10 protein-coding genes and 1 tRNA gene are annotated in these 10,560 nt (G+C 74.3%); 7 read left to right on the plus strand and 4 right to left on the minus strand.

Features of this window, described 5'->3' with window-relative positions; genetic code table 11:
* The 3 genes from ACSNOD_RS22350 to ACSNOD_RS22360 form a co-directional block, all read right to left on the minus strand.
* Nucleotides 1–186 (minus strand): hypothetical protein (locus ACSNOD_RS22350; protein WP_436768796.1); only part of this gene is annotated, 186 nt, incomplete at its 3' end.
* The gene (locus ACSNOD_RS22355) at nt 183–1,787 is read right to left on the minus strand and encodes a hypothetical protein (protein WP_436768797.1); all 1,605 of its coding nucleotides are present in this window, start codon (nt 1,785–1,787) and stop codon (nt 183–185) included. The genes ACSNOD_RS22355 and ACSNOD_RS22350, both read right to left, overlap by 4 nt.
* A gap of 5 nt (nt 1,788–1,792) precedes the next feature.
* Nucleotides 1,793–2,773: an SMI1/KNR4 family protein gene (locus ACSNOD_RS22360; protein ID WP_436768798.1), complete on the minus strand. Its 981-nt coding sequence runs from the start codon at nt 2,771–2,773 to the stop codon at nt 1,793–1,795.
* A 173-nt stretch (nt 2,774–2,946) separates the two neighbouring features.
* On the opposite strand from ACSNOD_RS22360, the gene ACSNOD_RS22365 reads away from it, so the two are divergent.
* Nucleotides 2,947–3,477: a YwqJ-related putative deaminase gene (locus tag ACSNOD_RS22365; protein WP_436768799.1), complete on the plus strand. Its 531-nt coding sequence runs from the start codon at nt 2,947–2,949 to the stop codon at nt 3,475–3,477.
* A gap of 1 nt (nt 3,478) precedes the next feature.
* Complete coding sequence (locus ACSNOD_RS22370) at nt 3,479–4,006, plus strand: SUKH-3 domain-containing protein (RefSeq protein WP_436768800.1); 528 nt, start codon at nt 3,479–3,481, stop codon at nt 4,004–4,006.
* An 84-nt stretch (nt 4,007–4,090) separates the two neighbouring features.
* On the opposite strand, the gene ACSNOD_RS22375 is transcribed toward ACSNOD_RS22370, so the two are convergent.
* Nucleotides 4,091–5,692 (minus strand): histidine kinase, encoded by a 1,602-nt coding sequence (locus tag ACSNOD_RS22375; RefSeq protein ID WP_436768801.1) that lies wholly within the window; start codon nt 5,690–5,692, stop codon nt 4,091–4,093.
* Nucleotides 5,693–5,920: 228 nt separating this feature from the next.
* On the opposite strand from ACSNOD_RS22375, the gene ACSNOD_RS22380 reads away from it, so the two are divergent.
* The 5 genes from ACSNOD_RS22380 (at nt 5,921) to pth (ending at nt 10,250) form a co-directional block, all read left to right on the plus strand.
* Nucleotides 5,921–5,992, plus strand: a tRNA-Gln gene (locus tag ACSNOD_RS22380).
* Between the two features lie 181 nt (nt 5,993–6,173).
* Nucleotides 6,174–7,631, plus strand: coding sequence for a bifunctional UDP-N-acetylglucosamine diphosphorylase/glucosamine-1-phosphate N-acetyltransferase GlmU (gene glmU, locus ACSNOD_RS22385; protein ID WP_436768802.1), 1,458 nt, complete (start codon nt 6,174–6,176; stop codon nt 7,629–7,631).
* Between the two features lie 81 nt (nt 7,632–7,712).
* Complete coding sequence (locus ACSNOD_RS22390; RefSeq protein ID WP_436768803.1) at nt 7,713–8,690, plus strand: ribose-phosphate diphosphokinase; 978 nt, start codon at nt 7,713–7,715, stop codon at nt 8,688–8,690.
* Between the two features lie 217 nt (nt 8,691–8,907).
* A complete protein-coding gene (locus ACSNOD_RS22395; protein ID WP_436768804.1) occupies nt 8,908–9,492 on the plus strand; it encodes a 50S ribosomal protein L25/general stress protein Ctc in 585 nt (194 codons plus the stop codon).
* Between the two features lie 149 nt (nt 9,493–9,641).
* Nucleotides 9,642–10,250 (plus strand): aminoacyl-tRNA hydrolase, encoded by a 609-nt coding sequence (gene pth, locus ACSNOD_RS22400; protein ID WP_436768805.1) that lies wholly within the window; start codon nt 9,642–9,644, stop codon nt 10,248–10,250.
* Nucleotides 10,251–10,560 lie beyond the last annotated feature (310 nt).

The following is a 10,560-nucleotide window of genomic DNA, read 5'->3' on the forward strand; positions in this document are numbered from 1 at the left end:
GCTCTCGGGCGGCAGCGCGCTGCCGCCCGAGAGCAGCGTGGTCTTCGCCTCGGGCCGCGCGGCCGGCGCGCCGGTGCCGTCCGCGCCGGGAACGGCGAGGGGCGGCGCGAACACGGTCTCGGGCAGGGCGACGGAGCGGTCCTCATCGGCGGACGCGCTGGTATCGGCGGTGGCCCAGGGGGTCACGGCATCCCCACCGGGGGCGTCTCCGGCACGCCCGGAGCCCACCGCGCCGCCGGCGTCTGCCGACCCGGACGCGCCGGACGCAACAGCGGCCCCGGCGGCGCCGGACGCGGCCGTGGAGCCCAAGCCGTCCGAGGCACCCCCGGTGCCCGCGGCACCGCCGGCGCGCCCTGAACCGGCGGCATCCGCCGACCCGGCCGCGCCGGGGGCGGCCGCGTGCGCGGCGTCCGCAGCCACCGCGCCCGCAGGCTCACCGGCACCAGAAGCGCCGGCCGACCCGGGCGCGCCAGCGGACCCGGCCGCGCCGGGAGCAGCCGCGGAGCCCGGGCCGTACGGGGCATGCCCCGCGCCCGCCGTACCAGCGGCCCCCGCGCCTTCGGCGGCACGCCCGGAACCAGCGGCCCCGGCGGCGCCAGCCGGCCCGTGCGCACCGGACGCGTCATCCGCTCCCGCGCGCGCCGTATCAGCGGTGACGGCCGCGCCCGCACCGGACGCGCCAACAGACCCGGCAGCGCCGACGGGCTCACCGGCACCGGGAGCAGCCGCGGAGCCCGGGCCACCGGCGGCAAGCCCGGAGCCGACGGCCCCTGCGGCGCCAGCCGGCCCCGCCGCGCCGGAAGCGTCATCCGCACCCACGCGCGCCGTATCAGCGGTGACGGCCGCGCCCGCCCCCGTACGGCCGGAGCCGGCCAGACCACCAGGCGCGGAAGCGCCAGCGGACCCGGCGGCGCCGGGAGCAGCCGCGGCGCCAGCCGACGCAGCCGCACCAGAAGCGCCGGCCGAACCGGCCGCGCCAGCGGACCCGGCCGCGCCGGGAGCAGCCGCGGAGCCCGGGCCGTACGGGGCATGCCCCGCGCCCGCCGTACCAGCGGCCCCCGCGCCGCCGGCGGCACGCCCGGAGCCGACGGCCCCTGCGGCGCCAGCCGGCCCGGCCGCACCGGACGCGTCATCCACACCCGCGCGCGCCGCATCCCCGGTGACGGCCGCACCCGCCCCCGTACGGCCGGAGCCCGCCGCGCCGGAGGCGGCCGCGGCGCCAGCCGACGCAGCCGCACCGGGACCGCCGGCCGAACCGGACGCGTCAGCGGACCCGGCGGCGCCGGGAGCGGTCGCGGAGCCCAGGCCGCCTGGGGCATCCCCGGTGCCCGCCGCGCCAGCGGCCCCGCCGCGCCGGAGGCGGCCACGCGCGCCTCGTTCCCTGAGCCCGCCGCAGGCGACCCCGCGGCGGGGATGCCGATGCGGTCGGCCGCCTCCTGGAGCCACTCCGGGGGGCTCAGCAGGAAGGACGTCGCCTCCAGATCGATCCGCTTGGGCGGCGTCTCGGCCGGGGCCGCCGGTTCCGGCACCACTCCGTACTCCTCTTCATAGCGGCGGATCACCTCGCCGACCGGGAGGCCCGGCCAGAGCGTGGCGTCTCCGCTGTCGCGCGCGATGACCAGCCGGGTGCGGCCGCCGTCGGAGGACGGGCCGTCCTCCCGGTCCTCGGCCCAGGCCACGAAGCCCAGGTCGAACTCCCGCACCCGCACCTGACGGTGCTGGTACGCCGGCACCTCGCCGTTGATCCAGCGTTCGGCGCGCTCCTGCGCCTGCGCGAAGGTCACCATCGCGCTCACTCCTCCACCGGGACGGCGTACGCGAAGCCGCCGTCCACCATCAGGTTGGCCACGGTCTCCAGCTCGGGCGGGCTGCCCGCCAGCCGCTGGAGGAAGTCGTCGAAGTCGTCGCCGCACGGCAGCAGCAGTTCGGCGACGCGCTCCTGGGTGGACGCCCAGCCGTCCCGGTCCCGGGCGTCGTCGTACGCGCAGAACCAGACCGAGCCGATCGCGTCGCCCTTGACCTTGACCGCGATCACACCGCCCTGGACGAAGGCCACGCCCAGGTAGTCCTTGGTCAGGTGGTCGCGCAGGCACTTGTTGACGTACAGCAGGTCGTTGACGGCCGCCTCGTCCCGCACGGTCAGGAACGGCTGGTCGACGAGGAGGCCGAGCTCGGCGTCGAGCGCCACGCCCACGGGGGCGCAGCCGCCGGCGGCCTTGAGGAAGGCGCGGTAGGCGCCGGGCAGCCGGTAGCCGAGGTCCTCCTCGACGTCGAGCACCTGTTCCTCGGTGACCGAGAGGCCGCCCTTGGGCAGGGCGAAGTGGGCCGGCCGGGTCTCCTGGAGGGGGCGGGTGCCGCGCTTGTCCTGGTCGACGGCCGCGGTGGCGAGCCCGCCGTGGTGCCGCAGCAGCGCCTTGACCTCGACGGGTACGAGCTCCATCCGGCGGGTGCCGGCGACGTGGTGCCAGGTCCAGCCGTGCGGGGTCGCGACGGGCGACAGGCTGCTCCACAGCTCGTGCCCGGCGGCGTACTGGGCGGCGTTGGCCGAGACGTAGTCGGTCAGCCGCAGCTCGTCCACGCCGAAGCCCTCCGGGGGCTCGGCGATCTCCGCGGCCGCCCGGGCGTAGGGCGAGAAGTCCGGGTAACCGTCCTCGTCCACCCGGACGCCCATGGGGTGGCGAGCGGCCCGGACGGGGTCCGGGAAGTGCACGACCTGCCCGGCGTAGGCCGTGTTCGGTGGCGTGGCTGCTGCCCCTCGCCGACCTGTCGTCATGGCGGATGCCCCCTGCTGGATCTGGCTATTGCCGCACAGCCTATGCGGTGCCGCTCGGGCCGGTCCCGCCCCGCACGGCCCACCTGACTTCCACATCGCCGAGGACATTTGGCAGGCTGTCACCGCAACTCGGGGGATTGCAGGGGGATTGCACGGAGGGGAAGCGCGAGATCATGTACACAACCAAAGACCGGGGTGACGCACCGGCGTCGGGCGACCCCCGGCTCAGCTGGAGCAGCACCGACGACCTCGTCCGCCCGCCCGAGCTCCGGCACCGGCGCGACGGCATCCTGCCGGCCGTGGCGGCCGCCCTCTCCGTACGCGGCGAGACCCTCACCGTCACCGGGGCGAAGGGGGAGACGCCGCCGGCCCTGCACCCGCTGGTCCAGGACTTCCTCGACGCGCTGCCCACGGTTCAGCGCGAACGTTTCACCGGGCGCTGTCCCGAGGCCGTGCTGGTCTCCCGCTTCCTGGCCGCGGCCGAGGCGGGCCGCAGCAAGCGGGCCTCCCGCAAGCCGCTCAGCCAGGGCGAGGCGCGCCGCGCCCTGAAGCACGCCAAGCTCACCGCCCGGCGCATCCGCGAGGACGGCGACCCGCTGCACGGCAGTTACGCCCCGCCCTGCCGCTCCTGCGAGGCGCTGCTCGCGCACTTCGGCGTGCGGACCGTCACGGTGGGGGCGGCCACCGCCCAGAACAGGAGCTGAGGTGCGCGCCTTCGAACGGACGGCGGCCACGCGCTTTCCCGTCGCGGTGGACGCCGCGCTGCGGGACGCGGGCTGGCAGCCCGGACGCTGGGACATCAAGCAGGCGGAGGTCTGGGCCGACGCGCTGCGGGCCCATGTCTCGCCCGCCGGCCACCGGCACGCCGTGTTCCCGGCGGCGGTGGAGGCGTGGGCGGAGTTCGGCGGGCTGTGGATCAGCGGGCCGGGGCCCGGCCGGCAGATCGCGCCCTCGCCGCTGCGCATCGATCCGCTGTGCGGGCTGCACCTCGCCCGCACCCTCGCGGACCTGGGGCGCGCCCTGGAGACGGAGATATGCCCGCTCGGCGAGGAGACCGGGCCGGAGCAGCACGCTGAGCCGGGCGAGGGGCGGGCGCTGCTCGCGATCGACACCGAGGGGCGCGTCTACAGCCTCGACCACAGCGGTGACTGGTATCTGGGCGCGAACATCGACCAGGCGCTCGCGACGCTGGTCACGGGCGTGCGCCCGGCGCGGCTGCTGACCCGGCCCTGAGAGCCCCGGGCGGGCGCAGCAGCGAAGCAGAAACGGAAGCGGAAGCGGAATGACCGGCCCGGCCCGGGAGGGCCGGGCCGGCGCTCACGCCGAGAGGCGGTCCGGGAGCACCGCGGAGACCCGGAAGCCCCCCGTCGGCGTCGGCCCGGAGACGAATCCGCCGCCCAGCGCCGTCACCCGCTCCCGCATGCCGACCAGCCCGTTGCCGCCGCTGGGCAGCCCCGCGTCGGAGCAGCCCTCGACCGCGGGCCCGTTCTCCACCAGCACCGCGACCTCCGCGGGCCGGTGCGCCAGCCGTACCCGCGCCGTGGCGCCCGCGGCGTGCTTGTGCACGTTGGTCAGCGCCTCCTGGACGACGCGGTAGGCGGTCCGCTCCACCTGGGGGGCGTAGCTGCGTGGCTCGCCCTCGACGGACAGCTCCACGGCCATCCCGGCCATCCGGGACTGGCCCACCAGCGCCTCCAGCTCGTCCAGGCAGGGCCCGTCCGGCTCGGCGGACGCGGTGGCGCGGCCGGCCACCGCCGTGGCGACCTCGGCGAGCCGGGTGGGCGCGGCGAGGCCGTCCCCGCCGGGGCCCGGGCGCGCGCCGGAAGCCGGCTCGGACCCGCCGCCGGGCCCCGAAGCGGAACCGGAAGCGGAACCTGTCGCGGCGGAAGCCGCGGAGCCGGCCGCCGTCGCGCCGGAGCCCGCCGAACCGGAAGCCTCCGCGCCGGACGCCGGAGCCGCGCCCGCCCCCGTGCGGGAGCCGGACGCCGTACGGGAGCCGGACGCCGTACGGGAGCCGGACGCCGTACGGGAGCCCGCCCCCGTAGCGCCGACGGCGGCGCGCGGGCCCGTTCCCGAGCCGTCGACCGTCCGCAGGACGCCCAGCATCTCCCTCAGCTCGTTGAGCGCCTGCCGCCCCATGTCACCGACGAGCCCGGCGTTCTTCGAGGCCCGCTCGGGGTCCTTGAGGGCGATCGCCTGGAGCGCCGCCGCGTGCACCACCATCAGGCTCACCCGGTGCGCCACCACGTCGTGCATCTCGCGCGCGATCCGGGTGCGCTCCTCGTTGCGGGCCCACTCGGCGCGCTCCTCGGCCCGGTCGGCGAGCAGCGACAGCTCCCGCTCCAGGCCGTCCGCGCGGTCCCGCAGGCTCTCCACCAGGCGCCGCCGGGCCCCGACGTACAGGCCGAGCAGCACCGAGGGCGCGGTCAGGCCGAACGCCATCAGCGACGAGACCAGGGGCACCACCCACATCGGCGGGTCCCAGCCGTCCTTGGCCGCGTCCTGGACGAGCCGCACATAGGCGACGATCAGGGTGCCGAGGAAGGACATCCCGGCGAGCAGCGCGGTTATCCGGCGCGGCACGTCGGAGACGGCGAGGGAGTAGAGGCCGACGACGCCGAGGAGGAAGCCCACCTCCACCGGGGTCACCGCGATCGAGATCAGCACGACCGCCACCGGCCAGCGGAGCCGCAGCAGCACGGTCGTGCCGACGAGGACGCCCAGGAGCGCGCCGAGCGCCTCCGGCAGGCCCGTCCGCTCGGCGACGTTGACGCCCTCGAAGAGGCACTCGATCGCCGAGACCAGGGCTATGCACAGGTCCAGGACCATGCTGCGCCGCCGTGGCCACCACCACGGCCCCTCCGGCACGCCCGGCTCGCCGCGCGCGCCCCTTCCCTCCGTTGCCCCCGTCGTGGTCATACCATCCAGACTACGGGCGGGTGCGACCGATTTTCCGGGCGGTTCGGACGCCGGCCGCCCCCTCCTGGACGGCCCGCGCCCCGGCCCCGTACGGACCCGCACGGGCCTGTCCCACCCACCTCCCGCAGCGCGCGGCGATACCGTCGCCCCGAAGCCCGGCGGTACGGCATAGTGTTGGGTGCCGAGCGAGGCACTCCGGACCACTGTCCGGTTTGAACCGTTCAGCAATCCCCTGTGGTGTAATTGGCAGCACAGCGGCTTTTGGTGCCGTTTGTCCGGGTTCGAGTCCTGGCGGGGGAGCCCGAGTCGTCGCATCCCCGGATGTCCGCACGGATGTCCGCCCGCACGCCCGCCCGGCGGTCCCCCCGACGGGCACCCGACAGGCACCCGCCGCGCCCCGAGCGGCACCCGCCCCGCGTTCTCGCCCTGATGGGCCCCGGTATCCTGCGGGTGTCCACCCCCGAAGCCGAAGGGCACACCCGTGAGCGCCAACCGCCCGGCAGCCGTCGTCGTCCTCGCAGCGGGTGAGGGCACCCGCATGAAGTCGGCCACCCCCAAGGTTCTGCACCAGATCTGCGGTCGGTCTCTCGTCGGCCATGTCGTCGCCGCCTCCCGCGAGCTGGACCCCGAGCACCTCGTCGTGGTCGTCGGCCACGCCCGCGAGCAGGTCGCCGGCCATCTCGCCGAGATCGACCCCGATGTCCGCACCGCCGTGCAGTACGAGCAGAACGGCACCGGCCACGCCGTGCGCATGGCCCTCGAGGAGCTGGCCGGCGGCGGCGCCACCGTCTCCGGCACCGTCGTGGTGGTCTGCGGGGACACCCCGCTGCTCACCGGCGACACGCTGCGGCGGCTCGCCGACACCCACTCCGCCGACGGCAACGCCGTCACCGTGCTGACCGCCGAGGTCCCCGACGCCACCGGCTACGGCCGGATCGTGCGCGACCCGGCCGACGGCGCGGTCACCGCGATCGTGGAGCACAAGGACGCCACCGACGCGCAGCGCGCCATCAACGAGATCAACTCCGGGGTGTTCGCCTTCGACGGCGAGCTGCTCGCCGACGCGCTCGGCAAGGTCCGCACGGACAACAGCCAGGGCGAGGAGTACCTCACCGACGTCCTGGGCATCCTGCGCGAGGCCGGTCACCGGGTGGGCGCGGCCAAGGCCGGCGACCACCGGGAGATCCTCGGCATCAACAACCGGGTGCAGCTCGCCGAGGCGCGCCGGCTGCTCAACGAGCGACTGCTGCACACCGCCATGCTCAGCGGGGTCACGGTCGTCGACCCGGCCACCACGTGGGTGGACGTCACCGTCACCTTCGAACAGGACACGCTGGTCCACCCGGGCACCCAGCTGCTGGGCGCCACGCGCCTGGCGTCGGGCGCCGAGGTGGGCCCGAACACCCGACTCAAGGACACCACCGTGGGCGCCGGCGCCCGGGTGGACAACTCGGTCGCGGACGGCGCGCTGATCGGCGAGGGCGCCACCGTGGGCCCGTACGCGTATCTGCGCCCCGGCACCCGGCTGGGCGCGAAGTCCAAGGCCGGCGCGTATGTCGAGATGAAGAACGCCGAGATCGGCGAGGGCACCAAGGTGCCGCACCTGTCCTACGTCGGGGACGCCACGATCGGTGAGTACACCAACATCGGCGCGGCGAGCGTCTTCGTGAACTACGACGGCGTGAACAAGCACCACACGACGATCGGGAGCCACTGCCGGACCGGGTCCGACAACATGTTTGTGGCTCCTGTCACGGTCGGGGACGGCGCGTACACCGCCGCCGGCTCCGTCATCACCAAGGATGTGCCCCCGGGTTCGCTGGCGGTCGCACGAGGCCAGCAGCGGAATATCGAGGGTTGGGTGGCCCGCAAGCGACCCGGAAGTGCCGCCGCGCAGGCTGCCTCGGCCGCGGCCCAGGAGTCCGACGGCGGTCAGTGACCGTGCAAGGGTGCCTCGAACGGGGCGTACCGTTGGAAACGCATCAAGAGCACACGAAGTGACATCCAAGGAGACTGTGCTGTGACCGGGATCAAGACGACCGGCGAGAAGAAACTGATGCTCTTCTCCGGCCGCGCCCACCCCGAGCTGGCCGAGGAGGTCGCGCACCAGCTCGGTGTCGGCCTGGTCCCGACCAAGGCGTTCGACTTCGCCAACGGCGAGATCTACGTCCGCTTCCAGGAATCCGCACGTGGCGCCGACTGCTTTCTGATGCAGAGCCACACTGCTCCGATCAATAAGTGGATCATGGAGCAGCTGATCATGATCGATGCTCTCAAGCGGGCCTCCGCCCGGAGCATCACCGTGATCGTGCCCTTCTACGGCTATGCCCGCCAGGACAAGAAGCACCGCGGCCGCGAGCCGATCTCGGCCCGCCTGATCGCGGACCTGCTCAAGACCTCGGGCGCCGACCGCATCCTCACGGTCGATCTGCACACCGACCAGATCCAGGGCTTCTTCGACGGCCCGGTGGACCACCTCTTCGCCCTGCCGGTCCTCGCGGACTACGTGGGCGCCAAGGTGGACAACACCAAGCTGACCGTCGTCTCCCCGGACGCCGGCCGGGTGCGCGTCGCCGACCGCTGGTGCGACCGGCTGGGCGCGCCGCTGGCGATCGTCCACAAGCGGCGCGACAAGGACGTGGCCAACCAGGTCACCGTCCACGAGGTCGTCGGTGACGTGAAGGGCCGGGTCTGCGTCCTGGTCGACGACATGATCGACACCGGTGGCACGATCTGCGCCGCCGCCGACGCGCTGTTCGCCAACGGCGCGGAGGACGTGATCGTCGCCGCCACGCACGGTGTGCTCTCCGGGCCGGCCGCCGACCGGCTGAAGAACTCCAAGGTGAGCGAGTTCATCTTCACCAACACCCTGCCCACCCCCGGTGAGCAGGAGCTCGACAAGATCACGGTGCTGTCGATGGCGCCGACGATCGCGCGCGCGGTGCGCGAGGTGTTCGAGGAGGGCTCCGTGACGAGCCTCTTCGAAGAGCTCGCCTGATCACTTCCGGTCTCTTCCGGTCTCTTCCGGTCTCTTCCGGGAGCTCCGGGTAGATCGATTTTGGGCGGCCTCCCCCGCCGGGTAGACTCGACGAGTTGCTCGGCGAGGGAGGCCGTACGCGTGTCGTACGGCGGTCCGTTATCGACGCGCTCTTCGTAGCAGGTCTGTCGTGGGCCGAGTGACCGCCGACATCCCTACGCATACGAGGAGTGCTCCCATGGCCGAGGTCAAGATCTCCGCTGAGCTCCGTACCGAGTTCGGCAAGGGCGCCGCCCGCCGCACCCGCCGCGAGAACAAGGTTCCCGGCGTCATCTACGGTCACGGCGCGCAGCCGGTCCACGTGTCCCTCCCGGGCCACGACCTGATGATGGCCCTCAAGACCTCGAACGTCCTGATCTCCCTGACGGTCGACGGCAAGACCGAGCTGGTCATCCCCAAGGCCGTGCAGCGCGACCCGCTGAAGGGCTTCATCAAGCACGTCGACCTCCTCACGGTCGTGCGCGGCGAGCAGGTCTCCGTCGAGATCCCGGTCCACACCGAGGGCGAGCTCGCCCCGGGCGGCAACCTGCTCGAGCACGTGCTGAACGCCCTGCCGGTCGAGGCCGAGGCCACGCACATCCCCGAGTCGCTCTCCGTCTCCATCGAGGGCCTGGCCGCGGGTGACTCCGTGCACGCCAAGGACATCACCCTGCCCTCCGGCGTGTCCCTCGCCGTCGACGGCGACACCGTGGTCCTCCAGGTGCTGGCCGCGCAGACCGAGGCCGCGGCCGAGGAGTCCGGCGAGGAGTCCGCGGAGGCCTGATCCGCCCCGAGGACACTCCTGTGGCCGCCGTGTCCCGCGCCGTACGCGCGCGGGGCCGGCGGCCATGCTGATGGGTGACGGTTGTGACGGCGGTGACAGGTTCGGCCCCCCGGGGGCCCGGCGGCCCGGCCGCGGGAGGAGACACGCGCATGACGGACGTGGACGTGGACACGGACGCGGACAGCCCCTGGCTCGTGGTGGGCCTGGGCAACCCCGGTCAGGAGTACGCCGGCAACCGGCACAACATCGGCTTCCTGGTCGCCGACCTGCTGGCCGACCGGATGCGGGGCAGATTCAAGGCGCACAAGGCGCGGGCGCAGGTCGTCGAGGGGCGCGTCGGCCCGCCGGGGCCCGCCGGGCGGCGGGTCGTGGTGGCCAAGCCGATGTCCTTCATGAACCTCTCCGGCGGTCCTACGGCGGCACTGCGCGACTTCTACAAGGTGCCGGTGGGGCATGTCGTGGCGGTCCACGACGAGCTGGACATCGACTTCGGCGCGCTGCGGCTGAAGAAGGGCGGCGGCGACAACGGCCACAACGGCCTGAAGTCGATCACGAAGGCGATGGGGCCGGACTACCACCGCGTTCGCTTCGGCATCGGGCGCCCCCCGGGGCGCATGCCGGTCGCCGACTTCGTCCTCAAGGACTTCTCCTCGGCGGAGCGCAAGGAGCTCGACTACTTCGTCGACCGCGCGGCGGACGCGGTCGAGGCGCTTGTCCTGGAAGGACTGACCCGAGCGCAGTCCACGTACAACACGTAACCGGGGGCGCGGCCCCCAACCTCTGTGTCCCGCGCCTCCGGCGCGGGACACAGAGGTTTTTTCGGGGGCTCCGCCCCCGAACCCCGAAGCGTCTTCGCGCCGCTCCGCGCGCGGCCCCCGAAGCGAACCTGGGGGCTCCGCCCCCGGGAAACAGGTGCGGAGGCCCCGCACGCCGGCTCCGCCGGGAAGCCTGCCGTGAGCTGGGCTGGGGAACCCTGGCGGACGCCCGCCCTGGGACCGCAGCCCGGACCTTCACGCGCGGGGCCCGGGGCGCAGCCCGGGGTGCCCTTCTGGGGCGGGGCCCCGCCCC

This window comes from Streptomyces sp. URMC 123 (assembly GCF_051386515.1).
In the GTDB taxonomy this organism is placed as follows: Bacteria; Actinomycetota; Actinomycetes; order Streptomycetales; family Streptomycetaceae; genus Streptomyces.

Bases quoted from the DNA above. Each gene is read 5' to 3' on its own strand.
- pth (WP_436768805.1), top strand. From the start codon at position 9,642: ATGACGGACGTGGACGTGGACACGGACGCGGACAGCCCCTGGCTCGTG.
- ACSNOD_RS22365 (WP_436768799.1), top strand. From the start codon at position 2,947: ATGTACACAACCAAAGACCGGGGTGACGCACCGGCGTCGGGCGACCCC.
- ACSNOD_RS22355 (WP_436768797.1), bottom strand. From the start codon at position 1,787: ATGGTGACCTTCGCGCAGGCGCAGGAGCGCGCCGAACGCTGGATCAAC.
- ACSNOD_RS22375 (WP_436768801.1), bottom strand. From the start codon at position 5,692: ATGACCACGACGGGGGCAACGGAGGGAAGGGGCGCGCGCGGCGAGCCG.
- ACSNOD_RS22360 (WP_436768798.1), bottom strand. From the start codon at position 2,773: ATGACGACAGGTCGGCGAGGGGCAGCAGCCACGCCACCGAACACGGCC.
- ACSNOD_RS22395 (WP_436768804.1), top strand. From the start codon at position 8,908: ATGGCCGAGGTCAAGATCTCCGCTGAGCTCCGTACCGAGTTCGGCAAG.